Annotated in this window: 21 protein-coding genes; 11 read left to right on the top strand and 10 right to left on the bottom strand. The window is 62.2% G+C overall.

Translation table 11 applies throughout. The annotated features are described in order from the left end of the window. Position 1 precedes the first annotated feature (1 nt). The 6 genes from ttgB (at position 2) to P0Y58_07460 (ending at position 9386) form a co-directional block, all read left to right on the top strand. On the top strand, positions 2 to 3154 hold the full coding sequence (ttgB, locus tag P0Y58_07485) for a multidrug efflux RND transporter permease subunit TtgB (GenBank protein ID WEK32029.1): 3153 nt from the start codon (positions 2 to 4) through the stop codon (positions 3152 to 3154). After that, positions 3151 to 4605 (top strand): AdeC/AdeK/OprM family multidrug efflux complex outer membrane factor, encoded by a 1455-nt coding sequence (locus P0Y58_07480; GenBank protein ID WEK32028.1) that lies wholly within the window; start codon positions 3151 to 3153, stop codon positions 4603 to 4605. The genes ttgB and P0Y58_07480 overlap by 4 nt, the downstream gene beginning before the upstream one ends. Before the next feature lie 258 nt (positions 4606 to 4863). Next, positions 4864 to 6117: an OprD family porin gene (locus P0Y58_07475; protein ID WEK32027.1), complete on the top strand. Its 1254-nt coding sequence runs from the start codon at positions 4864 to 4866 to the stop codon at positions 6115 to 6117. Positions 6118 to 6319: 202 nt separating this feature from the next. Next, positions 6320 to 7243: a LysR family transcriptional regulator gene (locus P0Y58_07470; GenBank protein WEK32026.1), complete on the top strand. Its 924-nt coding sequence runs from the start codon at positions 6320 to 6322 to the stop codon at positions 7241 to 7243. A 175-nt stretch (positions 7244 to 7418) separates the two neighbouring features. Continuing rightward, a protein-coding gene (locus tag P0Y58_07465; protein WEK32025.1) for an IS3 family transposase occupies positions 7419 to 8773 on the top strand; the annotation gives its coding sequence in 2 pieces (ribosomal slippage) (positions 7419 to 7911 and positions 7911 to 8773; 1356 coding nt in all). A gap of 100 nt (positions 8774 to 8873) precedes the next feature. Beyond that, a complete protein-coding gene (locus tag P0Y58_07460) occupies positions 8874 to 9386 on the top strand; it encodes a DUF962 domain-containing protein (GenBank protein ID WEK32024.1) in 513 nt (170 codons plus the stop codon). A 15-nt stretch (positions 9387 to 9401) separates the two neighbouring features. On the opposite strand, the gene pcaC is transcribed toward P0Y58_07460, so the two are convergent. The 7 genes from pcaC to pcaR form a co-directional block, all read right to left on the bottom strand. Beyond that, on the bottom strand, positions 9402 to 9794 hold the full coding sequence (pcaC, locus tag P0Y58_07455; GenBank protein WEK32023.1) for a 4-carboxymuconolactone decarboxylase: 393 nt from the start codon (positions 9792 to 9794) through the stop codon (positions 9402 to 9404). A 10-nt stretch (positions 9795 to 9804) separates the two neighbouring features. Further along, positions 9805 to 10596, bottom strand: a complete 792-nt coding sequence (gene pcaD, locus P0Y58_07450; protein ID WEK32022.1) for a 3-oxoadipate enol-lactonase — start codon at positions 10594 to 10596, stop codon at positions 9805 to 9807. 11 nt (positions 10597 to 10607) lie between these two features. Then, positions 10608 to 11960 (bottom strand): 3-carboxy-cis,cis-muconate cycloisomerase, encoded by a 1353-nt coding sequence (locus tag P0Y58_07445; GenBank protein WEK32021.1) that lies wholly within the window; start codon positions 11958 to 11960, stop codon positions 10608 to 10610. A gap of 9 nt (positions 11961 to 11969) precedes the next feature. Next, a complete protein-coding gene (locus P0Y58_07440) occupies positions 11970 to 13259 on the bottom strand; it encodes an MFS family transporter (protein WEK32020.1) in 1290 nt (429 codons plus the stop codon). Between the two features lie 185 nt (positions 13260 to 13444). After that, entirely contained in the window at positions 13445 to 14647 is a 1203-nt protein-coding gene (gene pcaF / locus P0Y58_07435; protein ID WEK32019.1) for a 3-oxoadipyl-CoA thiolase, read from the bottom strand. A 196-nt stretch (positions 14648 to 14843) separates the two neighbouring features. Beyond that, a complete protein-coding gene (locus P0Y58_07430) occupies positions 14844 to 16190 on the bottom strand; it encodes an MFS transporter (GenBank protein ID WEK32018.1) in 1347 nt (448 codons plus the stop codon). A 322-nt stretch (positions 16191 to 16512) separates the two neighbouring features. Then, positions 16513 to 17388: a pca regulon transcriptional regulator PcaR gene (gene pcaR, locus P0Y58_07425; GenBank protein ID WEK32017.1), complete on the bottom strand. Its 876-nt coding sequence runs from the start codon at positions 17386 to 17388 to the stop codon at positions 16513 to 16515. 476 nt (positions 17389 to 17864) lie between these two features. Between pcaR and P0Y58_07420 the strand changes: the two genes are divergently transcribed. Together P0Y58_07420 and P0Y58_07415 are read left to right on the top strand one after the other, a co-directional pair. After that, positions 17865 to 18065 carry a hypothetical protein gene (locus P0Y58_07420; GenBank protein ID WEK32016.1) on the top strand — a complete coding sequence of 67 codons (201 nt, stop codon included), beginning with the start codon at positions 17865 to 17867 and terminating at the stop codon, positions 18063 to 18065. 311 nt (positions 18066 to 18376) lie between these two features. Next, entirely contained in the window at positions 18377 to 19849 is a 1473-nt protein-coding gene (locus P0Y58_07415; protein ID WEK32015.1) for an inorganic phosphate transporter, read from the top strand. Between the two features lie 170 nt (positions 19850 to 20019). On the opposite strand, the gene P0Y58_07410 is transcribed toward P0Y58_07415, so the two are convergent. Further along, a complete protein-coding gene (locus P0Y58_07410) occupies positions 20020 to 21495 on the bottom strand; it encodes a DUF853 family protein (GenBank protein ID WEK32014.1) in 1476 nt (491 codons plus the stop codon). Between the two features lie 170 nt (positions 21496 to 21665). On the opposite strand from P0Y58_07410, the gene P0Y58_07405 reads away from it, so the two are divergent. The 3 genes from P0Y58_07405 to P0Y58_07395 all read left to right on the top strand — a co-directional run bounded on the left by P0Y58_07405 (position 21666) and on the right by P0Y58_07395 (position 25657). Continuing rightward, the gene (locus P0Y58_07405) at positions 21666 to 23540 is read left to right on the top strand and encodes a methyl-accepting chemotaxis protein (protein ID WEK32013.1); all 1875 of its coding nucleotides are present in this window, start codon (positions 21666 to 21668) and stop codon (positions 23538 to 23540) included. A gap of 238 nt (positions 23541 to 23778) precedes the next feature. Next, on the top strand, positions 23779 to 24900 hold the full coding sequence (locus tag P0Y58_07400; protein WEK32012.1) for a glycosyltransferase family 1 protein: 1122 nt from the start codon (positions 23779 to 23781) through the stop codon (positions 24898 to 24900). Then, the gene (locus tag P0Y58_07395; protein ID WEK32011.1) at positions 24893 to 25657 is read left to right on the top strand and encodes a DUF2334 domain-containing protein; all 765 of its coding nucleotides are present in this window, start codon (positions 24893 to 24895) and stop codon (positions 25655 to 25657) included. The genes P0Y58_07400 and P0Y58_07395 overlap by 8 nt, the downstream gene beginning before the upstream one ends. Before the next feature lie 21 nt (positions 25658 to 25678). Here P0Y58_07395 and P0Y58_07390 read toward each other — a convergent pair whose 3' ends face one another. Both P0Y58_07390 and purU read right to left on the bottom strand, forming a co-directional pair. Continuing rightward, entirely contained in the window at positions 25679 to 25891 is a 213-nt protein-coding gene (locus tag P0Y58_07390; protein WEK33291.1) for a hypothetical protein, read from the bottom strand. Positions 25892 to 25939: 48 nt separating this feature from the next. Continuing rightward, positions 25940 to 26791 carry a formyltetrahydrofolate deformylase gene (gene purU / locus P0Y58_07385; protein ID WEK32010.1) on the bottom strand — a complete coding sequence of 284 codons (852 nt, stop codon included), beginning with the start codon at positions 26789 to 26791 and terminating at the stop codon, positions 25940 to 25942. Between the last annotated feature and the right edge of the window lie 94 nt (positions 26792 to 26885).

Here is a 26885-nt window from a genome sequence, read left to right as displayed (position 1 = left end):
CATGTCGAAGTTCTTTATCGATCGCCCGATCTTCGCCTGGGTGATCGCCTTGGTGATCATGCTGGTCGGCGCCTTGTCGATCCTGAAGTTGCCAATCAACCAGTACCCCAGCATCGCGCCACCGGCGATCGCCATCTCCGTGACCTACCCGGGCGCCTCGGCGCAGACCGTGCAGGACACCGTGGTGCAGGTCATCGAGCAGCAGCTCAACGGTATCGACAACCTGCGTTATGTATCGTCGGAAAGTAACTCCGACGGCAGCATGACCATTACCGCTACCTTCGAGCAAGGCACTAACTCCGATACCGCGCAGGTGCAGGTACAGAACAAGCTGAACCTGGCCACCCCGCTGCTGCCGCAAGAAGTGCAGCAGCAAGGTATCCGCGTTACCAAAGCCGTGAAAAACTTCCTGCTGGTGATCGGCCTGGTGTCCGAAGATGGCAGCATGACCAAGGACGACCTGGCCAACTACATCGTTTCCAACATGCAGGACCCGATTTCGCGGACTGCCGGTGTAGGTGACTTCCAGGTGTTCGGGGCGCAGTACGCCATGCGTATCTGGCTCGATCCGGCCAAACTGAACAAGTTCCAGCTGACCCCGGTCGACGTCAAGACCGCAGTAGCCGCGCAGAACGTGCAGGTGTCCTCCGGCCAACTGGGCGGTCTGCCCGCCCTGCCAGGCACCCAGCTCAACGCCACCATCATCGGCAAGACCCGCCTGCAGACTGCCGAGCAGTTCGAAAAGATCCTGCTCAAGGTCAACAGCGATGGTTCGCAGGTACGCCTGAGAGACGTAGCGCAGGTCGGCCTGGGCGGTGAAAACTATGCGGTCAGCGCCCAGTTCAACGGCAAGCCGGCCTCCGGCCTTGCGGTCAAACTGGCCACCGGCGCCAACGCCCTGGACACCGCCAAGGCCCTGCGCAGCACCATCAGTGAACTGGAGCCGTTCTTCCCGCCAGGCGTGAAGGCCGTGTTCCCGTATGACACCACCCCGGTGGTCACCGAATCGATCAGCGGGGTAATCCACACCCTGATCGAAGCCGTGGTCCTGGTGTTCCTGGTGATGTACCTGTTCCTGCAGAACTTCCGCGCCACCATCATCACCACCATGACCGTTCCGGTGGTATTGCTGGGTACGTTCGGTATCCTGGCCGCCGCGGGCTTCAGCATCAACACCCTGACCATGTTCGCCATGGTTTTGGCCATCGGCTTGCTGGTGGACGATGCCATCGTCGTGGTGGAGAACGTCGAACGGGTCATGTCCGAGGAAGGATTACCACCCAAGGAGGCGACCAAACGCTCGATGGAGCAGATCCAGGGCGCCCTGGTAGGTATTGCCCTGGTACTGTCGGCGGTACTGCTGCCCATGGCGTTCTTCGGTGGGTCCACAGGTGTGATCTACCGGCAGTTCTCCATCACCATCGTGTCGGCCATGGGCCTCTCGGTGCTGGTAGCGCTTATCTTCACCCCGGCGCTGTGCGCCACCATGCTCAAACCGTTGAAAAAGGGTGAGCATCACACGGCCAAGGGCGGCTTCTTCGGCTGGTTCAACCGCAACTTCGACCGCGGCGTGCTGGGTTACGAGCGCAGCGTGGGCACCATCCTGCGCAACAAGGTGCCGTTCCTGCTGGCTTACGCACTGATCGTGGTCGGCATGATCTGGCTGTTCGCCCGCATTCCCACCGCCTTCCTGCCGGAAGAAGACCAAGGCGTACTGTTCGCCCAGGTGCAGACCCCGGCCGGATCCAGTGCCGAGCGCACCCAGGTGGTGGTGGATCAGATGCGTGAGTACCTGCTGAAGGAAGAAGCCGACACCGTAGCTTCGGTGTTCACCGTCAACGGCTTCAACTTCGCTGGCCGTGGCCAGAGTTCGGGTATGGCGTTCATCATGCTCAAGCCGTGGGGCGAGCGTTCAGCCGAGAACAGCGTGTTCAACCTGTCGCAACGGGCGCAGCAACACTTCTTCGGCTTCCGCGATGCAATGGTGTTCGCCTTTGCCCCGCCGGCAGTACTGGAACTGGGTAACGCCACCGGCTTCGATGTGTTCCTGCAGGACCGCGCCGGTGTCGGCCACGCCAAGCTGATGGAAGCCCGCAACCAGTTCCTGGCCAAGGCCGCACAAAGCAAGATCCTCATGGCAGTGCGCCCGAACGGCCTGAACGATGAGCCGCAGTACCAGCTGACCATTGATGACGAACGTGCCAGCGCCCTGGGCGTGACCATTGCCGACATCAACAACACCCTGTCGATTGCGCTGGGTGCCAGCTACGTGAACGACTTCATCGACCGTGGCCGGGTCAAGAAGGTGTACATCCAGGGTGAACCGAACTCACGGATGAGCCCTGAAGACCTGCAAAAATGGTACGTGCGCAACGGCGCCGGCGAGATGGTGCCGTTCTCCTCCTTCGCCAAGGGCGAGTGGACCTTCGGTTCGCCGAAGCTGTCGCGTTACAACGGTGTAGAAGCGGTCGAAGTCCTGGGTGCCCCGGCGCCTGGCTACAGTACCGGTGAAGCCATGGCTGAAGTCGAGCGCATTGTTGGCGAATTGCCTACCGGCATCGGCTACTCCTGGACCGGCATGTCCTACGAGGAAAAACTCTCCGGCTCGCAGATGCCTGCGCTGTTCGCCCTCTCGATCCTGTTCGTGTTCCTGTGCCTGGCAGCCCTGTACGAAAGCTGGTCGATCCCGATCGCCGTCGTGCTGGTAGTCCCACTGGGTATCATCGGTGCGTTGATTGCGACCAGCCTGCGCGGGTTGTCCAACGACGTGTACTTCCTGGTCGGCCTGTTGACTACGATCGGCCTGGCGGCGAAGAACGCGATCCTCATCGTCGAATTCGCCAAGGAACTGCATGAACAAGGCCGCAGCCTGTTCGACGCAACCATCGAAGCGTGCCGCATGCGCTTGCGCCCGATCATCATGACCTCGCTGGCGTTCATTCTCGGCGTGGTACCGTTGACCATCGCCAGTGGCGCCGGTGCTGGCAGCCAGCACGCCATCGGTACCGGTGTGATCGGCGGCATGATCAGTGCGACCGTGCTGGCCATCTTCTGGGTACCCCTGTTCTTCGTAGCAGTGTCGTCGCTGTTCGGCAGCAAAGAGCCGAAAAAAGACGCCACCCCTGAAACTCCACGTTATGAGGCTGGGCAATGACCAAGTCTTTGTTGTCCCTGGCGGTAACCGCTTTCATTCTCGGCGGCTGCTCGCTGATCCCTGACTACCAGACCCCGGAAGCGCCGGTGGCAGCGCAGTGGCCGCAAGGCCCTGCCTACTCGCCGACGCAATCGGCAGACGTTGCTGCCGCCGAACAGGGCTGGCGCCAGTTCTTCCACGACCCGGCACTGCAACAGCTGATCCAGACTTCGCTGGTCAACAACCGTGACCTGCGCGTTGCAGCGCTGAACATCGACGCCTACCGCGCGCAGTACCGCATTCAGCGTGCCGACCTGTTCCCGGCGGTTTCAGCCACCGGCAGCGGCAGCCGTCAGCGCGTGCCGGGGAACATGTCGCAAACCGGTGAATCAGGCATCACCAGCCAGTACTCGGCCACTTTGGGCGTTAGCGCCTATGAGCTGGACTTGTTCGGGCGTGTACGCAGCCTGACCGAACAGGCCCTGGAAACCTACCTGTCCAGCGAGCAGGCGCGCCGCTCCACGCAGATCGCCCTGGTGTCCAGCGTGGCCAACGCCTACTACACCTGGCAGGCCGACCAGGCCCTGTTCAAGCTGACCGAAGAAACGCTGAAGACTTATCAGGAAAGCTACAACCTGACCCGTCGCAGCAACGAAGTCGGTGTGGCATCTGCGCTGGACCTTAGCCAGGCGCGCACTGCCGTCGAAGGCGCCCGGGTCAAGTACTCGCAGTACCAGCGCCTGGTCGCCCAGGACGTCAACAGCCTGACCGTGCTGCTGGGCACCGGCATTCCTGCCGACCTGGCCAAGCCGCTGGAGCTCAACGCCGACCAGCTGGCCAAGGTTCCGGCCGGCCTGCCGTCCGACATCCTCCAGCGTCGCCCGGACATCCAGGAAGCCGAGCACCTGCTCAAGGGCGCCAATGCCAACATTGGCGCCGCACGTGCAGCGTTCTTCCCGAGCATCAGCCTGACAGCCAACGCCGGCAGCCTGAGCCCCGACATGGGGCACCTGTTCGCGGGTGGCCAGGGCACCTGGCTGTTCCAGCCGCAGATCAATCTGCCGATCTTCAACGCCGGCAGCCTGAAGGCCAGCCTGGACTACTCGAAGATCCAGAAGGACATCAACGTCGCCAAGTACGAAAAAACCATCCAGACCGCCTTCCAGGAAGTCTCCGATGGCCTGGCCGCGCGTAAAACCTTCGAAGAGCAGTTGCAGGCGCAGCGCGACCTGGTGCAGGCGAACCAGGACTACTACCGCCTGGCCGAACGCCGCTACCGCATCGGTATCGACAGCAACCTGACCTTCCTCGACGCCCAGCGCAATCTGTTCAGCGCCCAGCAATCGCTGATTACCGACCGCCTGTCGCAGCTGACCAGCGAGGTCAACCTGTACAAGGCGCTCGGCGGTGGCTGGTACGAGCAGACCGGGCAGGCCAACCAGCAGGCATCGGTGCAAGCACCGAAAGGCTGATTGGTTTTTGTAGCTGCTCCAAGCCCACCCTCGCGGTGGGCTTTTTTGTTTCAGGTCGCCGCAGAAGGACAATTAACCAACTGGAACATTCCGTTCGATTATCGCCCCGTTCCGTTTGCGGCGAATTGCCTCACCCCCGCACTACCCCGCAACATCCCCTTACGCAACGTTGCCCAAGTTCATCAAAAAAGCCCCGCACCTGCAGGCCGCATCCTGCAGCGCACGGGCTCACCCATAAAAACAAGAGATCCACGACAGATGAGCACTTCGCACACCGCACGCCAGCTGCTGCCCGGCCTGTTGGCCATGTCCTGCGCCTTCCCCCTGTTCGCCGCAGAGGGCGGTTTCATGGAGGACGCCAAGGCCACGCTTAACCTGCGTAACTTCTACATCAACCGCAACTTCGTCGACCCGGCTCACCCACAGGCCAAGGCCGAAGAATGGACGCAAAGCTTCATTCTCGACGCCCGCTCCGGCTTCACCCAAGGCACCGTCGGTTTCGGGGTGGACGTGTTAGGCATGTACTCAGTCAAGCTCGACGGCGGCAAAGGCACCACCAACACGCACCTGCTGCCCGTGCATGACGACGGCCGCCCGGCTGATGACTTTGGTCGTCTGGGTGTAGCGCTGAAAGCCAAGCTGTCCGAAACCGAGCTGAAAGTCGGTGAATGGATGCCGGTGCTACCCATCCTGCGCTCGGACGATGGCCGCTCGCTGCCACAGACCTTCCGCGGTGGCCAGCTGACTTCCAAGGAGATTGCCGGCCTGACCCTGTACGCCGGCCAGTTCCGCGGCAACAGCCCGCGCAACGACGCCAGCATGGAAGACATGTCGATGAACGGCAAAGGCGCGTTCACCTCCGATCGCTTCAACTTCGGCGGCGGCGAGTACACCTTCAATGACAAGCGCACCATGATCGGCCTGTGGGATGCCCAGCTCAAAGACATCTACCGCCAGCAATACCTCAACCTGACGCACAGCCAGCCGCTGGGCGACTGGACCCTGGGCGCAAACCTGGGCTACTTCATCGGCAAGGAAGACGGCGCAGAGCGCGCCGGCAAGCTGGACAACCGCACCGCCTCCGCCATGCTTTCGGCGCGCTACCAGGGCCACACCTTCTACGTAGGCTTGCAGAAGGTCAGCGGCGACGACGCCTGGATGCGCGTCAACGGTACCAGTGGCGGCACCCTGGCCAACGACAGCTACAACTCCAGCTTCGACAATGCCAAGGAGCGTTCCTGGCAGGTGCGGCACGACTTCAACTTTGCCACCGTTGGCGTACCGGGGCTGACCCTGATGAACCGCTACATCAAGGGTGACAACGTCACCACCAGTAGCGTGGATGATGGCAAGGAATGGGCACGCGAGACCGAGCTGGCCTATGTGGTGCAGTCGGGGAGCTTCAAGGACCTGTCGGTGAAATGGCGTAACTCCACCATGCGCCGGGACTTCAGCACCAACGCGTTCGATGAGAACCGGCTGATCGTGAGCTACCCGCTGAATCTCCTCTGAGTTCTTCGCGGGCACGCCCGCTCCCACAGGGACCGCACTAGCATTGAGACATGTGCGCACTCTGTGGGAGCGGGCGTGCCCGCGAAGAGGCCAGACGCCCCGTGTAATAACCTTAAGATATAAACAAATCTAAAAACATTCCTTTACGACATATGCGGTAACAGCTTGAATAGGCCCCCGATCCCCGCCCCAGAGCCGTGACATGGACCTCCGCCAGCTGCGCTACTTCATCGCCCTCACCGAATACCGCAGTTTCGTCCGTGCCGCCGAGGCCATGGGCATCACCCAACCCGCCTTCAGCCGCGCCATCCAGGGCCTGGAGCACACCTTCGGCTGCCCGCTGGTGGACCGCGCCAGCAAAGCCCTGCTGCCAACCCCCGAGGGCCTGGTGGTATTGCAACACGCCCGCCGCCTGGTACAGGGCGCCGCGCAACTGAGCAACGAGGTGCTGCAAATGACCAAGCTCGACGCCGGCGAGCTGCATTTCGGCAGTGGCCCGGCGCTGGCCGTACGCCTGGTGCCCGACGCCTTGCGCCACTTCATCGAGCGCCATCCGGGCATCCGCACCTCGCTGCTGGTGGACAATGCCGAACGCCTGGGCCAGGCCCTGCGCCGTGAACAGATCGAGTTTTTTGTCGACGACATTCGCCCGTTCGAAGCCGACCCCAACTTCCACACCGAGCCCCTGTCGCCACGCCCCGGCCTGTTCTTCTGCCGGCCGGGCCACCCCTTGCTGGCCAAGGACAGCCTCTCGACCAACGACCTGTTCAGCTTTCCACTGGCCAGCGCCCTGCTCGCCCCTGGCGTGCGCAAGCGCCTGGCCAACCTGAGCGGGCGCAGCGACTTCATCCCGCACCTGCAAACCGAGCACCTGGCCATACTGCGCAGCGTGGTGCAGGCCAGCGACGCCATCGGCACGGCCAGCGAAGAGGCCGTGGCCGAAGACCTGGCTGCCGGCACACTGGTGCGCCTGCACTGGCGCAACCTGCCGCCGGCGCTGGAGGTACTGAGCGTGCGCTGCGGAGTGGTCAGCCGTAGCGGTTACCGGTTGTCGCCTGCAGCGCGGGCGATGATCGAGACACTGGTGGGCCTGGATGCACCAATGAAGGCTGCGGCCATTCGCTGAACTGATGATGGTGGTGGCTGCGGGCTATCCTGATCACTATCAGGTCACTGGTTGCTTGTACCGGCCTCTTCGCGGGCTTGCCCGCTCCCACAGGTAATCCACCAAGTTTGAAAACTGTGGTGATCCTGGACTGCCCCCAAGAAGTTGGACAAAAAATCCAACCCTTGGGGGACCTATGGGCAAATACACAGAGCAGTTCAAGCTCACAGCCGTCTCAGCCTACCTGGATGGCAATAATGGCTTCCGAAAGGTAGCCCAGCATTTCGATGTTGATTTCAGCCTGCTCCGCCGGTGGGTTTCCAGCCATCAGAGCGAATCCAGCCTTTCTTCACGCTCACATGGGCGGCGTTATGACGACGATTTCAAGCGACAGGTGCTGAGCTACATGCACGAACATCGCCTTTCCATGCGGCAAACCGCAGCACATTTTGGCCTCGGTCAATCATCGCAGATAGGCAGCTGGCAGCGGCAGTACTACAGTGGTGACCCTATAGCCCCTGTCGACCGCCAGAAAAAGCCGATCAAAGTGCCGAAGAAGATCAAACCAGCAAAACCCACAAATACTGACGATTCGCAAAAGCCCCGAGACCAGCTGATGGCGGAGCTCGAATATCTGCGCATGGAGAACGCTGTCTTAAAGGAGCTCAAGGCTTTGCGAGAGGAAAAGGAACGAATGTCGGGGAAAAAGTCCTGATCGTTTCGAGGCTCAAGCCTAGATTCCCTTTGCCTGACCTGCTGCGTCTGGTCGGGCTGGCTCGCAGTACCTTTTACTATCAGGTGCAAGCTCAGCAGAAGCCGGACAAATATGCCGAGCTTAAAGAGCAGATTCAGCAGGTCTATCGCAAAGAGAAAGGGCGTTACGGCTATCGACGCGTTGCACTCGTGATCAGAAAAGGTGGGGTACTGGTCAACAAGAAGGTCATCGAGAGGCTGATGGCTGCCCTGGGTCTGCAGTCACTGGTGCGACCTAAGAAGTATCAGTCGTACCGAGGTGTTGTTGGCAAGATAGCGCCGAATCTGCTGGAGCGAAATTTCGTTGCCCAGCGTCCTAATCAGAAATGGGTGAGTGACGTAACTGAGTTCAAAGTGGCTGAACAGAAGCTCTATCTTTCGCCTGTGATGGATTTGTACAACGGAGAAATCATCGCTTACGAGACGGCGAGTCGCCCTCAGTACAGCCTGGTTGGGAACATGCTCGACAAGGCACTCAAAACCTTGGGAGAAAAGCCGAAGCTGGTGCTCCACACCGACCAGGGCTGGCAGTACCAGCAGGGTCAGTATCGCCACCAGCTGCGCAGTCGTGGGGTGAAACAGAGCATGTCTCGTAAAGGCAATTGCCTAGACAATGCAGCTATGGAAAGCTTCTTCGGCACGCTCAAGTCAGAATTTTTCTACCTCAAGCGTTTCGAGAGTATTGATGAATTGAAAGCGGGCCTGGATGAGTACATTCACTACTACAACCATGACCGCATCAAGCTAAGGCTCAATGGCCTGAGCCCTGTCGAGTACAGGACCCAGGCGGCAGCATAGAACTGTCCAACTTTTGGGGGGCAGTCCAATCCTGTGGGAGCGGGCAAGCCCGCGAAGAGGCCGGTATAGGCAAAACAAAGCTGAACAGGGAGGCACAACAATGAAAACCCTCGTCGACCACCTGAGCCAATACGCCAGCTACCACCGCGACCCACGCAACATCGCCACCCATTTCGTCGGCATCCCCATGATCGTGCTGGCGGTCACCATCCTGCTGTCGCGCCCTGGCGGGGAAGTGGCTGGCATGTGGCTGTCCCCTGCCCTGCTGGCAGCGGCTGCCTCGGTGTGGTTCTACCTGCGCCTGGACCTGCGCTTCGGGCTGGTGATGGGGCTGTTGCTTGGCCTGTGCCTGTGGGTAGGCCAGGTGCTGGCAGTACAGACGACAACGCTATGGCTCAGCGCCGGGCTGGGGGCATTCGTGGTGGGCTGGGTGATCCAGTTCGTCGGCCATTACTACGAAGGCCGCAAACCTGCATTTGTCGACGATGTCAGCGGCCTGATCATCGGGCCGCTGTTCGTGGTCGCAGAAGCGGCATTCATGCTGGGCCTGTGCCCGACCCTGAAATCGGCCGTGGAAACCAATGCAGGGCCGGTAGCCATGCGCGCTCTGTAGAAGAGCGCGTAGCTGTCAGCTGCGCGATTCGACGCCCAGTTCATCCCACACCGACTCGGCCATGTGGAACGTGGCGTTGGCCGCCGGGATGCCGCAATAGATCGCACTCTGCATCAGCACTTCCTTGATCTCGTCACGGGTCACGCCGTTGTTGGCAGCCGCGCGCAGGTGCAGTTTCAGCTCGTCGTTGCGGTTCATGCCGATCAGCATGGCGATGGTAATCAGGCTGCGGGTATGGCGCGGCAGGCCCGGGCGGGTCCAGATATCACCCCAGGCGTGGCGGGTGATCATCTCCTGGAACTCGCCGTTGAAATCAGTCAGCTTTTCCAGGCTACGGTCCACGTGGGCATCGCCAAGCACCGCACGGCGCACTTGCATGCCGGCGTCGTAACGTTGTTTCTCATCCATGGCGTTTTCCTCAGTGAGCCAGCAGGAAGTCGAGCACGCGGCGGCTGAATGCCTCACCGATTTCGACGTTGGACAGGTGCGCTGCCGGGAAGTCGACATACTCGGCACCGTTGATACCGGCCTGCATGAAGCGGCCATGCTCGGGGGTGGTGACCACGTCTTCGGTACCGGCCACGATCAGCGCAGGCACCTGAATACGGCCCAGTTGCTCACGGTAATCGGCATCACGCACCGCTGCACAGTTACCGGCATAACCTTGCGGGCTGGTTTGCGCCAGCATCTGGCAAATGCGCTGGGCTTGCTCGGGCTGGGCCTGGGCAAAGCCCGGGGTGAACCAGCGGGCGATGGAGCCATCGCGCAGGTCGACCATGGCCTGCTGGCCACCCTTGAGCACGGTGTCGATACGGGTGTTCCACACCTCGTCATTGGCGATCTTGGCGGCGGTGTTGCACAGGGTCAGGCTGTGCAGGCGCGGGCCTGCGTTGATGCCCAGCCACTGGCCGATCAGGCCACCCATCGACAGGCCGACGAAGTGCGCCTTCTGGATGTCCAGGCCATCGAGCAGGGCCAGCAAGTCACGGCCCAGCTGTTCGATGCTGTAAGGCCCTTCGGTGACCAACGATGCGCCATGGCCACGGGTATCGTAGCGCAGCACACGCAAGTGCTGGCTCCACAGCGGAATCTGGGTGTCCCACATGCCAAGGTCAGTACCCAGCGAGTTGGACAGGACCAGCACCGGGGCGTTTTCCGGGCCATCGATCTGGTAGTTCAAAACGCCATCGGCCAGTTGCAAATGCGCCACAGCAGTCTCCTTCAGGCAGTGAAATGTTGATGTTCGGATACGGCGCGCGCCACCCAGACGCGGGCCTGGCCCAGGTAATGGGCAGGGTCGAGCAGGCGATCAAGTTCTTCGGCAGACAGCTCGGCACTGACCTGCGGTTCGTCACCCAGCACCGCACGCAGGTGGCGCTGCTCGGCCACGGCGCGCTGGCAGCACTGTTCGAGCAGGTGATGGGCACGATCGCGGCCCAGGCGCTGGGCCAGGACAATACTCACCGCCTCTGCCAGCACCAGCCCTTGAGTCAGGTCGAGGTTACGGCGCATGCGCGCTACGTCCACTTCCATGCCCTCGGCAATCACCTGGGCCTGGCGCAGCGCGCCGGACACCAGGCAGCAGATATCCGGCAGGGTTTCCCATTCTGCATGCCACAGGCCCAGGCTGCGCTCGTGCTCCTGGGGCATGGCGGCGAACAGCGTCGACACCAGCCCCGGTACTCGGGTCGCGGCGCCGATCAGCACCGCAGCGCCCACCGGGTTACGCTTGTGCGGCATGGTCGAAGAGCCGCCCTTGCCCGGCGCAGAAGGCTCGAACACCTCCCCCGCCTCGGTCTGCATCAGCAGGCTGACATCGCGGCCGAACTTGCCCAGGCTGCCGGCCACCAGGCCCAGTACCGAGGCAAACTCCACCAGGCGATCACGCTGGGTGTGCCAGGGTTGCTCGGGCAGGGTCAGCTTCAACTGCTCGGCCAAGGCCTCGGCCACCGGCATCGCCTTGCTGCCCAGCGCGGCCAGGCTGCCCGAGGCACCGCCGAACTGCAGCACCAACAGGCGCGGGCGCAGTTCCTGCAGGCGCTGGCGGTGACGGGTCAAAGCCCCCAGCACGCCAGCCAGTTTCATGCCCAAGGTCACCGGGGTAGCGTGCTGCAGCCAGGTGCGGCCCACCAAGGGCGTATCGGCATGCTTCAAGGCCTGCTGCGACAGGGTATCGGCCAGCTTGGCCAGGTCGGTTTCGATCAGGTCCAGAGCATCGCGCAACTGCAGCACCAGCCCGGTGTCCATCGCGTCCTGGCTGGTGGCACCCAAATGCACATAGCGCTCGGCCTCGGGCACGCCACTGGCAATCACCTTGCCCAACGCCTTCACCAGCGGGATGGCCGAGTTGCCAGCGGTGGCGATGGCATTGGCCAGTGCCCCCACGTCATAGCGCTCGGCCTGGCATGCCGCCTCGATGGCGGCCACGGCGCTGTGCGGCACCAGCCCCGCAGCGGCTTCGGCACGGGCCAGCGCGGCTTCGAAATCGAGCATGCCCTGCAAGCGGCCACGGTCGGAGAAAATCTCGCGCATGGCCGGCGCGGTGAAGTAGGCGTCGAACAGTTGGTTGGTCATGCCACGTCCTTAGTCATCGTGGTGCAGGTACGCGGCCTGCTTCGGCAGGCGCAGGCTGAACAGGAAGGCAATCGCCATCATGGCCGTCACGTACCAGTAGAAAGTGTTTTCCATGCCCAGGGTCTTCAGGCCCAGGGCCACGTACTCGGCGGAGCCACCGAATGCCGCGTTGGCCACTGCATAGGCCAGGCCCACCCCCAGTGCACGCACCTGTGGCGGGAACATCTCGGCCTTCACCAGGCCGCTGATCGAGGTGTAAAAACTGACAATACACAACGCCAGGCTGATCAGCACAAAGGCCATGAACGGACTGGTCACGGTTTTCAGCGCCATCAGCAGCGGCACCGTGCACAAGGTACCGAGCGCACCGAACAACAGCATCGAATTGCGCCGACCGATACGATCGGACAGCATGCCGAAGAACGGCTGCACCACCATGAACAAAAACAGCGCGCCGGTCATCACGTAGCTGGCGTTTTTCGCCGTCATGCCGGCGGTGTTGACCAGGTACTTCTGCATGTAGGTGGTGAAGGTATAGAAAATCAGCGAGCCGCCAGCGGTGTAGCCAAGCACGGTGATGAAGGCCGCCGCATGGTTGCGGAACAGGCCCTTGATGCTGCCTGCATCCTTGTCGTTGCGGGCTTCGGCACTGCTGGTCTCGTGCAACGAGCGGCGCAGCATCAACGAAATCAACGCGGCGATGGCGCCAACCACGAACGGAATCCGCCAGCCCCAGGCGCGCAGTTCGTCCTCGGTGAGCAACTGCTGAAGAATCACCACCACCAGCACTGCCAGCAACTGGCCGCCGATCAGGGTGACGTACTGGAACGAAGCGAAGAAGCCGCGCTGGCCGCGCAGCGCCACTTCACTCATGTAGGTGGCGGTGGTGCCGTATTCGCCACCCACCGACAAGCCCTGGATCAGGCGGGCCAGCAACAACAGCGCCGGGGCCCAGGTGCCGATGCTTGCATAGGTGGGCAGGCAGGCGATCATCAGCGAGCCGAAGCACATCATCAGCACCGAGATCATCAGGGAATTCTTGCGACCATGGCGGTCAGCGAGGCGGCCGAAAATCCAGCCACCGATGGGGCGCATCAAAAAGCCTGCGGCGAACACCCCTGCCGTGTTCAACAGTTGCACGGTAGGGTCGTCGGAGGGGAAGAAGGCCGGGGCGAAGTAGATGGCGCAGAAGGCGTAGACGTAAAAGTCGAACCATTCCACCAGGTTGCCTGATGAGGCACCGACGATGGCGAAGATGCGCTTGCTGCGTTCTTCGCCGGTGTAATAGGTTGAGGTCATGACGGGTTTACTCCAGGAGGGTCACAGGTAAGTCTAGACATACCTGGTAACACACTCGTTCCGCTATCAAGCTGGCCATTAGCCTTATGTCGAAGCTACCGGCCCTATCGCGGGCAAGCCCGCTCCTACAGGGAGAGCGTGGTTCCTTGTAGGAGCGGGCTTGCCCGCGATAGGGCCGGTACAGGTCAAACCCGTTCGATGGCCAGTGCCAAACCTTGGCCAACGCCCACACACATGGTCGCCAAGCCTTTACGCCCACCACTCTTCTCCAGCTGGTGCAGAGCAGTCAGCACCAAGCGCGCACCGCTCATGCCCAGCGGATGGCCCAAGGCGATTGCACCGCCATTAGGGTTCACCTGCGGCGCATCGTCGGCCACGCCCAGCGCACGCAGAACCGCCAGGCCTTGGCTGGCAAAGGCTTCGTTAAGCTCGATCACGTCGAAATCACTCATCGCCACACCCAGGCGCTCGGTCAGCTTGCGCACCGCCGGCACCGGGCCAATGCCCATTACCCGTGGCGCAACACCGCCACTGGCCATGCCCAATACCCGGGCACGCGGGGTCAGGCCGTGCTTCTTCACCGCTTCCGCCGACGCCAGGATCAGCGCCGCGGCACCGTCGTTCACGCCCGAGGCGTTGCCGGCGGTGACTGTCTTGTCCGGGCCGTTGACCGGCTTGAGCCTGGTCAGTGCCTCAAGCGTGGTCTCCGGACGCAGGTGCTCGTCACGCTCGACAATGGTTTCGCCCTTCTTGTGCGCAATGCGCACCGGCACGATCTCTTCGGCGAAGAAGCCCGCAGCCTGGGCGGCTGCAGCTTTTTGCTGGCTGCGCAGGGCGAAAGCATCCTGGTCAGCGCGCGAAACCTGGTAATCGTCGGCCACGTTGTCGGCGGTTTCCGGCATAGAGTCCACACCATACTGGCTCTTCATCAGCGGATTGATGAAACGCCAGCCGATGGTGGTGTCTTCAAGCTTCATGTTGCGCGAGTAGCCGCTTTCAGCCTTGCCCATGACGAACGGTGCGCGCGACATCGACTCGACGCCGCCAGCAATCGCCAGCTCCATTTCGCCACTGGCGATGGCGCGGAAGGCGGTGCCAATGGCATCCATGCCCGACGCGCACAGGCGGTTCAGGGTGACGCCCGGGATGCTCTCCGGCAGGCCGGCCAGCAGCAGCGCCATGCGCGCCACGTTGCGGTTGTCTTCACCGGCCTGGTTGGCGCAGCCGAAGAACACTTCATCAACCTGGTCCCACTGCACGGCAGGGTTGCGCTCGATCAGCGCTTTCAGCGGCACGGCCGCCAGGTCGTCGGCACGCACGCCAGCCAGGGCGCCGCCGAAGCGGCCGATCGGGGTGCGGATGGCGTCACAGATAAATACGTCGCGCATTAGGCTTCTCCTGCCACTGGCGATTGGCCGCGGCGGTACGTGTGGAGGCTACTGGTCAGGGTGCTTCGATGAGCTCAGATTAAGGAGACTGGCGGTAGACTTACAATCCGATAATCGACTATTTGTGCGATTAGCGAACAATTTGTTGCGCTGCTATCCATCTCCATTGCGGGGCCGCAAAGCGGCCCCCGCCTTATCAGGTAGCGTCGGCGTGGCTCACAAAGCCCTTCACGATCACAGCAACCGCAGCAAGTCCCGCAGGCACCAGCAACGCCGTCAGCACCTGCTCGAAGTTCCACCCCAGCCCCAGCAGCGTAGCGCCGCTCCAGGCCCCGAGAATCGCACCGAAACGGCCGATACCAAGCATCCACGATACACCGGTGGCACGGCCTTGGGTCGGGTAGAAACGGGCCGCCAGCGACGGCATCGCCGACTGCGCACCGTTTACACACATACCAGCAATCAGCACCAGCGTGGCCAACACGGTAATGTTGCCCAGGCTCTGCCCCACGGCGTAGGCGAACACCCCGGCCAGCAGGTAGAAAATACCGATCACCTTGTGCGGGTTGTAGCGGTCCATGGCCCAGCCCACACCCACGGCACTCAGCACGCCGCCGAACTGGAACAGCGCACCGATAAACGCGGCCTGCTCCATGCTCGCGCCGCTGTCACGCATCAGGGTTGGCAGCCAGCTGGTCAGCAGGTACACGATCACCAGGCCCATGAAGTAGGTCAGCCACAGCAGCATGGTGCCCACGCCATAGGTGCCGGAGAAGATCACCGCAAACACGCTGCGCGCGGCGACGGCCTTTTGCTCTGGCACACTGAAGCTGCCCGCCTCGGCCACCACCTGCGGTGCGATGGGCGCCAGGGTTTTGCGTATCTTGTCGGTGCCACGGTTGCGCACCACCAGGAACCGCGCCGACTCCGGCAGCCAGACCATCAACACCACCGCCAGCAGCAGTGGCAACACGCCGCCGATTACCAACAGGCTGTGCCAGCCATAAGCCGGGATCATCTTCGCCGAAATGAAGCCACCACCGGCCATGCCCAGGTTGAAGCCGCAGAACATGCTGGTCACCAGCAGCGACTTCAGGCGCTCGGGGGTGTATTCGGACAGCAGCGTGGTGGCATTGGGCATGCCGGCACCCAGGCCCAGGCCGGTCAGAAAGCGCAGCACCAGCAACTGGTCGACGTTGGTGGCATAGGCCGAGGCCAGACTGAAACCACCAAACACCAGCACCGCCCCCACCAGCACGCCTTTACGGCCGAAGCGGTCAGCCAACGGCCCGGAGCCCAGGGCACCGAACACCATGCCGATCAACGCGGCGCTCATCACCGGGCCGAGGCTGGCCCGGTCGATGCCCCACTCCTGCGACAGCGCCGGGGCGATGAAGCCCATGGCGGCAGTGTCCAGGCCATCAAGGAAGACGATCAGGAAGCACAGCAACACGACCCGCCACTGATAGCGGGACAGCGGCTGCTGATTGATGAACGACTGGACGTCGAGGCTTTTGCCGACGCTGTTTTGCGCTTGGTTCATTGTTGTTATCCAGAATGTAGGGCACAGCCAGACCACTGCACGCGGGCAACCGGCACAGAAGACGATGATTGGGGAACAGGGCCTGCGTCAGCCTGGATACAACGGTACTGCGTGCGGGTGCGGCCGCAGCAGCGAAGTGACAGTATTCATGGGTAAGTGCCTCTTATGTTTTTCTTGTTCGGTCGGCAGGGCCGACCTTTGCGAGAGACATTAATCAGCGGGCGCAAGTGAAGCAATTCGCCCGGAACGACACTGTGCGTTTATCGCACAAGAAACGGTTTTGCCTGTTCTAATTCGGGGCCGCTTTACGACCCCTGCAATCTCAGCCGAACAACTGATGGCAAAGGTCCCGGCTGGCCGCCAGCAAGATCGGCAGGAAACGCTGCTCCAGCTCGCTGCGCGTCACCCGCCCCACATGGGTGCTCACGTTCAGCGCCGCCAGCACCTGCCCCGAAGCGTCATAGATCGGCACGGCAATCGAACGCAGCCCCTGCTCCAGCTCCTGGTCCACCACGCACCAGCCCTGGGCGCGCACCTGCTGGATACAGGCGAACAGTGACTCAGGATCATGCAGGGTACGGCTGGTGCGCGCCTTCAGGTCGGCACGTTCCAGGTATTCACGCAGGCTGGTGTCGTCCATGGCCGCCAGCAGAATGCGCCCCATCGATGTGCAATAGGCCGGCAGGCGCCCGCCCACCGACAGGTCGACCGATATCAGCCGCTCTACCGTGGCCGAACGGGCTATATAAAGAATGTCGTCGCCTTCAAGGGTCGCCATGTTGGCGGCTTCGTGCAGTTGGTCACTGATACGGTCCAGATAAGGCTGGGCAGAAATCGCCAGTGGCGTCGACGACAGGTAGGCGTGCCCCAGCGTCAGCACTTTGGGCAACAGCGAATAGGTACGCCCGTCGGAAGTGGCGTACCCCAGCTTGATCAGCGTGTGCAGGCAGCGGCGCACCGCTGCCCGGGGGATTTCGGTGCGGTGGCTGATCTGGGCGATGGTCAGGTGGCGCTTGCGCTCCTGAAAGGCCTGAATCACGGCCAGGCCACGGGCCAGGGAGGTCATGAAGTCGGGATCGCCGGTAAACGCCTGGATGCGTTTGGCCGGGGAAGCCACGATCGGCGGCGCCATGGCGGCCGAAGCGGGTCGCGCCGGCTCTGGATTGACCGAATCGTTGGCCAGGGTTTCGTCGTTCATCGCACACCTCAAAAAAAACGCCCGTTCGTGCGATTATCGAACAAACGGCCGATAATCGCAATTGACCGCTGACACTTTTGCTTATACCTTTCCCCTGCCACTTGTGGCTTCTTTGGAGAGACTGGTCAGGTACCCACCGTAGAAGTCCCAGGCAACGGCCTCGCCTTTTGGCGAGGCCGTTTTTCATTCAGGCGCAGGCGCCGGTATTGCCGCGAACTTTTATCCGCCATGCCTTTCAAACTTGTACGAAAGGTCCAAACTGTTCGCCGGCACCTGCTACTACTTACGTCAGATGATGTCAGCGTTCAGTAAATAACGATGTTCGGCGATTTATCGGTTGCTATAATCGACTGCGCAGGCCCCGACGCTAGCTTGGTAATGGAACCTTCCGCTGACTCTAGCCGTTGCGGCCAGCAAGGCATGTGCATGCTGCACAACGCATAACAACAGTCATTACACTTATTCAGGTACTGCATGTGACGAAAGATGAACTGCGCGCTGAACTCGAGCGCCAGGCTGAACGTTACAAGGATGTTTACGGTGGTGAAGTCACCACTTACGCCGCACAACCGGATCCGGAACGCAAACCTTGGCGCAAACGTGCCAGCGTGCGCGACCAGGCGTTCAACCAGGAACTGGAACGCATTGAAAAGGAACTGCGCAGCGACAATCCCTGACCCGGGACCACGCCAGCGCGTCGCCGCCCGGCCAGCCCGGGCGCGGTCGATCTTTACCGCCTGACCGAAGATGAAATGGAATTACACAAATTTCATACAATCGTTTGAATGGTGACGAAACGGCCATTTCTTTGCTTTTTTGCCTGATTTAGCCAGGCTTTGCGCTTTTTAGCCGATATTTACCTGCCTGAATGCCCCAACGTGCACCCCGCGCTCAGGCCATGAAGATTGCCATCGGTCTGTAGCAGGTGCATCGATTGCCAAGGTTTTCTGGCATAATCCCGCCCCCCTATGACCGCCAGACAACCTTCATGATCGATTTATTCAGCGGACTGGATGCCTGGGTGTTGGTGAGCCTGCTGCTCGCCTTGACCTTCGTACTCGCCTTCGAGTTCATCAATGGCTTTCATGACACCGCCAACGCGGTAGCTACCGTCATCTATACCAAAGCCATGCCGCCGCACCTCGCCGTGTTCTTCTCCGGCGTGTTCAACTTCCTTGGCGTTCTGCTCGGCGGTGTCGGGGTGGCCTATGCCATCGTGCACCTGCTGCCGGTAGAGCTGCTGATCAATGTGAACACCGGACACGGCCTGGCCATGGTCTTCTCGCTGCTGGCTGCGGCCATCACCTGGAACCTGGGCACCTGGTACTTCGGCATCCCCGCCTCCAGCTCGCACACGCTGATCGGCTCCATTCTCGGGGTTGGCCTGGCCAATGCGCTGATCAACGACATCCCGCTGGGCGATGGCGTCAACTGGCAGAAGGCGATCGACATCGCCATGTCGCTGGTGGTTTCGCCAATGGCCGGCTTTGCCGTTGCAGCGCTGGTGCTGATCGGCCTGAAGTGGTGGCGCCCGCTGTCGAAGATGCACAAGACCCCCGACCAGCGCCGCAAGCTTGACGACAAGAAGCACCCGCCATTCTGGAACCGCATGGTGCTGGTGGTTTCGGCCATGGGCGTGAGCTTCGTGCACGGCTCCAACGACGGCCAGAAAGGCATCGGCCTGATCATGCTGGTGCTGATCGGTATTGTCCCGGCCAAGTTCGTCCTCGACCTGAACAGCACCACCTATCAGATCGAGCGTACCCGCGACGCCACCCTGCACATGAGCCAGTTCTACCAGCGCAACGCCGCCACCCTGGGCGACTTCCTGGCACTGGGCAAGGCCAAGTCCAGCGACCTGCCTGAGCAGTTCAGCTGCAACCCGCAGCAGACCGAACCTACCATCGCCGCTCTGCAGTCTTCGCTTCAAGGCGTGACCGACTATCACAGCCTGGATGCCGACAAGCGCGTTGAAGTGCGCCGCTACCTGCTGTGCCTGGATGACACCGCGAAGAAGGTTGGCAAGCTGCCAGGCCTCGATGCCCGTGAAAAGGCCGACCTGGAAAAACTGCGCAAAGACCTTACCGCCACCACCGAGTACGCGCCGTTCTGGGTGATCGTGGCCGTCGCGCTGGCCTTGGGCCTGGGCACCATGGTTGGCTGGAAGCGTGTGGTACTGACCGTTGGCGAGAAGATCGGCAAGCAAGGCATGACCTACGCACAGGGCATGTCGGCACAGATCACCGCAGCCTGCGCCATCGGCATGGCCAACGTGTTCGCACTGCCTGTATCGACGACCCACGTACTGTCGTCCGGCGTGGCCGGCACCATGGTCGCCAACAAAAGCGGCCTGCAGGGCGGCACCGTGAAGACCATCCTGCTGGCCTGGGTACTGACCCTGCCGTGCTCGATGGGCTTGGCGGCCGGCCTGTTCTGGCTGGCGTCCAAAGCCATTGGCTGAGTGACACCACCCTAGAAAAGGCGCCTTCGGGCGCCTTTTTCATATCTCCAGCCGGACTCATTTTCTTGTGGGAGCGGGCGAGCCCGCGAACACCGGCAAAGCTGGTGCCATCCACGGCGTCGCCTGCTTCGCGGGCATGCCCGCTCCCACAGGTACAGCGCAAGCCTGTACTACTTTTTCTTGCCCCCCAACAACGACCCCATCAACCCGCGCACCAGCTGCCGCCCCAACTGGTTGGCCGCCTGGCGCACCGCCGACTTGATCGCCTGCCCCGCTGCACTCTGCAAGAAGTCACCGGCCTTGTCGGCAAAGCTTTCTTCGCCAGCTTTCGGCTGCGGAGCCGGCTCCACCGCCTCGCCCTTGCGCTGGGTCAGCATTTCATAGGCCGATTCACGGTCCACCGGCTTGTCATAGCGCCCTACCAGCGGCGAAGCGGCAATCAGCGCACTGCGCTCGGCCGCACTCAAAGGCCCGATGCGCGACTGCGGCGGTGCAATCAGCACCCGCTGCACCATGGCAGGCGTGCCCTTCTCTTCCAGCGTACCCACCAATGCTTCGCCAATCCCCAACTCGGTCAGCACCGCCAGGGTGTCGAACGCCGGGTTGGGGCGAAAACCATCGGCCACCGCCCGCAGTGACTTCTGCTCCTTGGCGGTAAACGCCCGCAAGCCATGCTGAATGCGCAACCCCAACTGGGCCAGCACTGCATCGGGCAGGTCTCCCGGCGACTGGGTAACGAAGTACACGCCGACACCCTTGGAGCGGATCAGCCGCACCACCTGCTCAAGGCGGTCCTGCAGCGCTTTGGGCGTACCGTTGAACAGCAAGTGCGCTTCATCGAAGAACAGCGCCAGTACCGGCTTGTCGGCATCGCCCCGTTCGGGCAGCTGCTCGAACAGCTCGGCCAACAGCCACAGCAGGAAGGTCGCGTACACCTTGGGCGCCTCATGCACCAACCGACTGGCGTCCAGCAGGTGGATGCGGCCACGGCCATCCAGGTCTGGCCGCAGCAAGTCTTCGAGCTGCAGCGCTGGCTCGCCGAACAGTGCCTCGGCGCCCTGCTGCTCCAGGGTCGCCAGCCGTCGTAACAACGCCTGGGTAGAGGCCGTGGTCATCAATGCGCTGTCTTCACCCAGCAGTTGCGGGTTGTCCTTCAAGTGCGCGAGCAGGGCCTTGAGGTCCTTGAGGTCGAGCAGCAACAGGCCCTCACGGTCGGCCACCTTGAAGGCCGCATACAGCGCCGCCAGCTGACTGTCGGTCAGCTCCAGCAGGTTGCCCAGCAGCAACGGCCCCATTTCGCTGAGGGTGGTGCGCAGCGGGTGGCCGGACTGCCCGGCGATGTCCCACAGGCTTACCGGGTAAGCCCGGGGCGTGTGCCCCAGCCAGGGCATGCCGGCGATGCGCTCGGCCACCTTGCCCTGCGGCGTGCCGGCAGCACCCAGGCCACACAAGTCACCTTTGACATCGGCCGCGAACACAGCCACCCCTGCGTCGCTGAACGCCTCCGCCAGGTGCTGCAAAGTCACCGTCTTGCCGGTACCGGTCGCGCCTGCCACCAGGCCGTGGCGGTTGGCCAGCCGCATCGCTTGCCCGACTGGCTGGCCATCCGGGCCAGCGCCTACAACTATGGTCGAAGTTTCCGACATCTCTGTAATCCTCTGCTCAAGCTTTACCTTAATTCGGCCGATACCTTTGGGTGATATTCGCCTTAATTAGAGAGGAACAACCGAAAAGGGACTTTTCGGGATGTTGCACAGCTTTGCGGCTCCACCCGTGCGAACGCCTGATATAACACCTTAGCGGAACCGATTACGCCATGAACAAAAGCCTTCGTTTCAGCCACAAGATTCTTTTGGCAGCATCATTGATCGTGATACTCGCCTTCAGCCTGTTCACGCTCTACAACGATTACCTCCAGCGTAATGCGATCCGCGAGGACCTGGAAAACTATCTGGCTGAAATGGGCGCCTCCACTTCTACCAACATCCGCAACCTGTTCGACGGCCGTATCAAGCTGGTGGAAAACCTGGCACAGAACATTGCCCAGGAGCCAACCAACGCCGAAACCCTGATGGGCCAGAATGCGCTGATTTCCAGCTTCCTCACCGTTTACCTGGGCAAGGTGGACGGCGGGTTCAGCGTGCGCCCGGACGCCAAAATGCCGGATGGCTACGATCCGCGCACCCGCCCCTGGTACAAGGACGGCATGAACGCCACTGGCGCGACACTGACCGAACCGTACATCGACATGACCACCAACAAGATGGTCATCGGCATCCTCAGCAAGGTTTCCAACGGTGTTGGCGTGGTCGGTGGCGACCTGGCCCTGGACGGCCTGGTGCAGATCATCAACTCGCTGAACTTCGGCGGCATGGGCTACGCCTTCCTGGTCAACGACCAGGGCAAGATCCTGGTGCACCCAGACAAAGATCTGGTAATGAAGTCGCTGTCGGACCTGTTCCCGCAGCACACGCCGAAGCTAACCGGTGAGCTGACCGAAGTGCAGAGCGAAGGCCAGGCTCGCCTGCTGACCTTCACCCCCATCACCGGCCTGCCTTCGGCCAACTGGTACATCGGCCTGTCGGTAGACAAGGACAAGGCCTTCTCGATGCTCAGCACCTTCCGCACCTCGGCGGTGATCGCCACGGTGGTGGCGGTAGTGATCATCATCGGCCTGCTCGGTCTGCTGATCAGCGTACTGATGCAGCCGCTGCACACCATGACCCGCGCCATGGAAGACATCGCCGAGGGGGAAGGCGACCTGACCAAACGCCTGCGCATTCACAACCACGACGAGTTCGGCATCCTGGGCACCGCCTTCAACCGTTTCGTCGAGCGCATCCACAGTTCGATCAGCGAAGTGTCTTCGGCCACCGCGCAGGTCAACGAAGTGGCCCTGCGTGTCATCAGCGCCTCGAACTCGTCGATGACCAACTCTGATGAACAGTCCAACCGTACCAACAGCGTAGCCGCCGCCATCAACGAGCTTGGCGCCGCTGCCCAGGAAATCGCCGGCAACGCCGCACAGGCATCGCAGCATGCCAGCTCGGCTCGCCTGCTGGCCGAAGAGGGGCAACAGGTGGTCGAGCGCAACATTGCGGCCATGAACCGCCTGTCTGACCTGATCGTCACCTCCAGCGGGCACATCGAGACGCTGAACAACAAGACCGTCAACATTGGCCAGATCCTCGAAGTGATCACCAGCATTTCCCAGCAGACCAACCTGCTGGCGCTGAACGCCGCGATTGAAGCGGCCCGGGCCGGTGAAGCTGGCCGTGGCTTTGCCGTGGTGGCCGATGAAGTGCGCAACCTGGCACACCGCACCCAGGAATCGGCGCAGCAAGTGCAGACCATGATCGAAGAATTGCAGGTTGGCGCCCGCGCGTCGGTCGAGACCATGGACCAGAGCCAGCGCCACAGCCAGGACAGCGTGCAGATCGCCAACCAGGCCGGTGAGCGGCTGGACAGCGTTACCGTGCGCATCGGCGAGATCGACGGTATGAACCAGTCTGTGGCCACCGCCACCGAAGAGCAGACCGCCGTGGTCGAAGCGATCAACATGGACATCAACGAGATCAACATGCTCAACCAGGAAGGCGTGGAGAACCTGCAAGCCACCCTGCGCGCCTGCTCGGACCTTGAGCAGCAGGCCGGCCGCCTGAAGCAGCTGGTGGGCAGTTTCCGCATTTAACCTTAGACCGCGCCGCCTGCTTCGCGGGCACGCTCGCTCCCACAGGAATAACGCCAGCCTCAGCCGCTGTGCGGCCCTTGTGGGAGCGGGCGCGCCCGCGAAGAAGCAAACACCGCTCTCCAGCCCTACCCCCGCCCAACCCCGATCGAACAAACTATCCTTCAAAAAGGTCCACCTTTAGGCGCGTCATCACCGGCAGTTACAGCCGGCTGACAGACCCGAAGATGATCCCGGAGGGATGCTGATCGTGCACATCGCCGACATCACCATGTTCTACGCCCCGGCCAGCGGCGGCGTACGTACCTATCTTGATGCCAAACACCACCGCCTCGACGCCATTCACGGCGTACGCCACAGCCTGCTGATCCCCGGCGCCAGCGCAAAGCACGCCGATGGTATCTACCAGGTACCCGCCCCACCGCTGCCATTCGGCAAGGGTTACCGCTTCCCGCTACGCTTGGCCCCCTGGTGCAGTGAACTGCGACGGCTCAAGCCCGACCTGATCGAAGTCGGCGATCCCTACCTGACCGCCTGGGCAGCGCTGGAGGCACGGCGTCAACTGGATGTGCCGGTGATCGGCTTCTACCATTCCGACCTGCCGTTGTTGGTCAGCAACCGCATGGGCAACTGGTTCACGCCCAATGTCGAGGCCTACGTCAGCAAGCTGTACGGCAATTTCGACCGGGTGCTGGCGCCCAGCCAGGTTATGGCCGACAAATTGCGCCGCCTGGGTATACGCGATGTGCATGTACAGCGCCTGGGCGTGGACCTGGCCACCTTCAACCCCGAGCAACGCGACCCGCACCTGCGCGCGCAGCTGGGCATTGCCGACACCAGCCGCCTGCTCATCTATGCCGGCCGCGGCTCGCGGGAAAAGAACCTGCCCGTGCTGCTCGACTGCATGCAGCAGCTGCGTTCCCCTTACCACCTGCTGCTGGTGGGCTCGAACATGCCGGCCAACGTGCCGCGCAACGTCAGCGTGATCGACCGCTTCTGCCCCATACCGGAAGTTGCCAGGCTGCTGGCCAGTGCCGACTTGCTGGTGCACGCCGGAGACCAGGAAACCTTCGGCCTGGTCATACTCGAAGCAATGGCCAGCGCCACCCCCGTGGTGGCCGTGCGCGCCGGTGCCTTCGGCGAAATCGTCAACGAACAGTGCGGGCGCCTGTGCCGCCCCAACGATGGCCAGGCCATGGCGGTGGCTGTACACGAGGCATTCGAGGCCGGCGTACGCAAACTCGGGGCCCAGGCCCGCCGCCACGTAGAGCAGCACTATTCATGGGACAACGTGGTCTGCGGCCTGCTGCAGCACTATCAGGCCGTGCTCGGCCAAACGCCACAGGCCCGTGCCCATGGCTGAGGCACGGCCGACAACCCGCAGCCTGATGCTGGTGCTGCACGATGTCGCGCCCGAAACCTGGCCAGATTACCAACCCTTCGTCGAGGCCATCGACACGCTTGGCGGCATCCCCATGACCTGGCTTGTGGTGCCGGACTTTCACCGGCGCAACCTGCTGCTGCGCTCACCCACCTTCTGCCGCTTGCTTGACCGGCGCCTGGCCCAAGGGGACGAACTTGCCCTGCACGGCTACTACCATGCCGACAACGGCCCGCCGCCACGCACGCCCAGCGAGTACTTCATGCGCCGCATCTACACCCACGAAGGTGAGTTCTACGGCCTCGACCAGCAGCAGGCACTGCAACGGCTGGAGCGTGGCCTGGCGCTGTTCGATCAGCAGGGATGGCCCGTAGCAGGCTTTGTCGCGCCGGCCTGGCTGATGAGCGAAGGCACCCGCCAGGCCCTGCGCCGCCTACCCCTGCGGTACACCAGCACGCCGCAGCACTTGTACCGCTTGCCGGAGTTCACCGCGATCCAAGCCCCGGGGCTGGTATGGAGTGCCCGCAGCGCCTGGCGCCGAGGGCTTTCCAGGGTGCTGTGCGACTGGCAATGCCGCCGCTGGCGCGACGCCGAGACCCTGCGCCTGGGCCTGCACCCTGTAGACATGCGCCACCGCACCTCGCGGGACTACTGGCTGAACACCTTGCGCAGCTTGCTGGCTGAAGGCCGCGAGCCACTGACCAAGTCGGCCTGGCTGGAGCGCAAGGTCAACGCATGAACCGCCTGGCTGGGCCAGGCACTACTCGGCGGCGGGTATTCGTGGGCCTGCTGGCGCGTCCGTTGCTGGAGCGCTGGCGGCGTCAGACGGGTTGAGCTGTTGCCAAAGTTCGGCAGCGCCGGGGAAGTCGGTGCCGTCAGAGTCATCCAGGGCTTCGGGGTCGTAGCGGGCCAGGCAGCCTTCGCCCAGGGTGGGTGGCGGTGAGGCGGTGGGAGTATTGCGTTGCTTGGCCATCGGTTTGTCCATCAAGGTTGCCTGGGCTGCAAAGCAGCCCCTGCATCATCAATCGAAAACTACAGTCTTGTTGCCATGCACCAGCACCCGGTCTTCCAGGTGATAACGCAGGCCACGGGCCAGCACCATCTTCTCGACATCGCGGCCAAAGCGGACCATGTCCTCGATGCTGTCGGCATGGTTTACGCGCACTACGTCCTGCTCGATGATCGGGCCAGCGTCCAGCTCTTCGGTGACGTAGTGGCAGGTCGCACCAATCAGCTTCACCCCACGCAGGGAGGCCTGGTGATACGGTTTGGCGCCAACAAACGACGGCAGGAAGCTGTGGTGGATGTTGATCACCTTTTCAGCAAAGTCCCGGCACAGTTGTGGCGGCAGGATTTGCATGTAACGGGCCAGCACCACCACATCAGCGGCGTGCTCCTGCACCAGGCGCGACACCTCGGCAAAGGCCGGTGCCTTGTCCTTGGGGTCGACCGGTACGTGGAAGAACGGAATGCCGTGCCACTCGACCATGCTGCGCAGGTCGTCGTGGTTGGAAATCACGCAAGGGATCTCGCAATCCAGCTCATCGGTGTGCCAGCGGTGCAGCAGGTCGGCCAGGCAGTGCGACTCGCGGCTGGCCATCAGTACCACGCGCTTTTTCTGCGCCGAGTCGGTCACGCGCCAGGTCATGGAGAACTCTTCGGCGATTGGCGCAAACGCCTCGCGGAAAGCGTCGATACCGAACGGCAGCGATTCGGCGCGGATCTCATGGCGCATGAAGAACCAACCGCTCTGCTCATCGGAGTGGTGGCTGGCTTCGTTGATCCAGCCGTTGTACAAGGCCAGGAAATTACTGACTTTCGCCACGATGCCTACACGGTCGGGGCAGGCGATCACCAGACGATAGGTGCGCATGAATGAGACTCCAGAACTTCGCAAAGGCGCCCATTCTAGCGGCCCGCCAGAAAAAACGCAGTATTGATCGCAGCCGCAGTGGCGCATACCGGTG

Source organism: Candidatus Pseudomonas phytovorans (assembly GCA_029202525.1).
In the GTDB taxonomy this organism is placed as follows: Bacteria; Pseudomonadota; Gammaproteobacteria; order Pseudomonadales; family Pseudomonadaceae; genus Aquipseudomonas; species Aquipseudomonas phytovorans.
The sequence above is the reverse complement of the archived record's forward strand: the minus strand, read 5'-3'. Positions and strand labels throughout refer to the sequence as shown.

What these genes read in the sequence shown, in the direction of transcription:
- ttgB (WEK32029.1), top strand. Translation starts at nt 2, where the DNA reads ATGTCGAAGTTCTTTATCGATCGCCCGATCTTCGCCTGGGTGATCGCC.
- P0Y58_07480 (WEK32028.1), top strand. Translation starts at nt 3,151, where the DNA reads ATGACCAAGTCTTTGTTGTCCCTGGCGGTAACCGCTTTCATTCTCGGC.
- P0Y58_07475 (WEK32027.1), top strand. Translation starts at nt 4,864, where the DNA reads ATGAGCACTTCGCACACCGCACGCCAGCTGCTGCCCGGCCTGTTGGCC.
- P0Y58_07470 (WEK32026.1), top strand. Translation starts at nt 6,320, where the DNA reads ATGGACCTCCGCCAGCTGCGCTACTTCATCGCCCTCACCGAATACCGC.
- P0Y58_07460 (WEK32024.1), top strand. Translation starts at nt 8,874, where the DNA reads ATGAAAACCCTCGTCGACCACCTGAGCCAATACGCCAGCTACCACCGC.
- pcaC (WEK32023.1), bottom strand. Translation starts at nt 9,794, where the DNA reads ATGGATGAGAAACAACGTTACGACGCCGGCATGCAAGTGCGCCGTGCG.
- P0Y58_07445 (WEK32021.1), bottom strand. Translation starts at nt 11,960, where the DNA reads ATGACCAACCAACTGTTCGACGCCTACTTCACCGCGCCGGCCATGCGC.
- P0Y58_07440 (WEK32020.1), bottom strand. Translation starts at nt 13,259, where the DNA reads ATGACCTCAACCTATTACACCGGCGAAGAACGCAGCAAGCGCATCTTC.
- pcaF (WEK32019.1), bottom strand. Translation starts at nt 14,647, where the DNA reads ATGCGCGACGTATTTATCTGTGACGCCATCCGCACCCCGATCGGCCGC.
- P0Y58_07430 (WEK32018.1), bottom strand. Translation starts at nt 16,190, where the DNA reads ATGAACCAAGCGCAAAACAGCGTCGGCAAAAGCCTCGACGTCCAGTCG.
- pcaR (WEK32017.1), bottom strand. Translation starts at nt 17,388, where the DNA reads ATGAACGACGAAACCCTGGCCAACGATTCGGTCAATCCAGAGCCGGCG.
- P0Y58_07415 (WEK32015.1), top strand. Translation starts at nt 18,377, where the DNA reads ATGATCGATTTATTCAGCGGACTGGATGCCTGGGTGTTGGTGAGCCTG.
- P0Y58_07410 (WEK32014.1), bottom strand. Translation starts at nt 21,495, where the DNA reads ATGTCGGAAACTTCGACCATAGTTGTAGGCGCTGGCCCGGATGGCCAG.
- P0Y58_07405 (WEK32013.1), top strand. Translation starts at nt 21,666, where the DNA reads ATGAACAAAAGCCTTCGTTTCAGCCACAAGATTCTTTTGGCAGCATCA.
- P0Y58_07400 (WEK32012.1), top strand. Translation starts at nt 23,779, where the DNA reads ATGCTGATCGTGCACATCGCCGACATCACCATGTTCTACGCCCCGGCC.
- P0Y58_07395 (WEK32011.1), top strand. Translation starts at nt 24,893, where the DNA reads ATGGCTGAGGCACGGCCGACAACCCGCAGCCTGATGCTGGTGCTGCAC.
- P0Y58_07390 (WEK33291.1), bottom strand. Translation starts at nt 25,891, where the DNA reads ATGGCCAAGCAACGCAATACTCCCACCGCCTCACCGCCACCCACCCTG.
- purU (WEK32010.1), bottom strand. Translation starts at nt 26,791, where the DNA reads ATGCGCACCTATCGTCTGGTGATCGCCTGCCCCGACCGTGTAGGCATC.